Origin of the sequence: Paraburkholderia silviterrae (assembly GCF_004353915.1) — a bacterium.
Classification (GTDB): Bacteria; Pseudomonadota; Gammaproteobacteria; order Burkholderiales; family Burkholderiaceae; genus Paraburkholderia; species Paraburkholderia silviterrae.
On record NZ_SMRP01000088.1, the window covers coordinates 1 to 899 of the forward strand.

The window sequence follows — 899 nt, forward strand, 5'->3', positions numbered from 1 at the left end:
ATGATGCCGGACGCCGCGCCTTCCAGGTGCAGCAGCGTGTCGCTCAGCTCGTACGTGTAGGCGTTCGAGACGAAGTTGTTTGCGCCCGTCGCCAGCTCAGCGTGCGCCACCGTCAGCGTGCCGAGGTTGCTTTCCAGGTCGTCGGTCAGCGTGTAGCCGCCCGTCGCGCCCGAAATGATGCCGGTAGTCGCGCCTTCCAGGTGCAGCAACGTATCGCTCAGCTCGTACGTGTAGGCGTTCGAGACGAAGTTGCTTGCGCCCTTCGCCAGTTCCGCGTTCGCCACCGTCAGCGTGCCGAGGTCGCTTTCCACGGCGTTGGTCAGCGTGTAGCCCTGCGTCGCACCCGACACGATGCCGGTCGCCGCATTTTCCAGGTCGCTCAGCGTATCGTTCAGGCCGTACGTGTAGCCGCCCGAGACGAAGTTGTTTGCGCCCGCCGCCAGCTCAGCGTTCGCCACCGTCAGCACACCGAGGTCGCTGTTCGCGTCGTCGGTCAGCGTGTAGCCGCCCGTCGCGCCCAAAATGATGCCGGACGCCGCGCCTTCCAGGTGCAGCAGCGTGTCGCTCAGCTCGTACGTGTAGTGGTTCGAGCTGAAGTTGTTCGCGCCCGTCGCCAGATCCGCGTTCGCCACCGTCAGCGTGCCGAGGTCGCTGTTCGCGTCGTCGATCAGCGTGTAGCCGCCCATCGCGCCCGAAATGATGCCGGGCGCAGCGCCTTCCAGGTGCTGCAGCGTGTCGCTCAGCTCGTACGTGTAGGCGTTCGAGACGAAGTTGCTAGCGCCCGTCGCCAGTTCAGCGTGCGCCACCGTCAGCGTGCCGAGGTTGCTTTCCACGTCGTTGGTCAGCGTGTAGCCGCCCGTCGCGCCCGACACGATGCCAGCCGTCGCATTTTCCAGGTT

The 899-nt window shown here is 65.5% G+C and carries 1 protein-coding gene; it reads right to left on the reverse strand.

The annotated features are described in order from the left end of the window. On the reverse strand, nucleotides 1-899 hold an 899-nt coding region (locus tag EYW47_RS40645), incomplete at both ends, for a hypothetical protein (protein ID WP_165976826.1).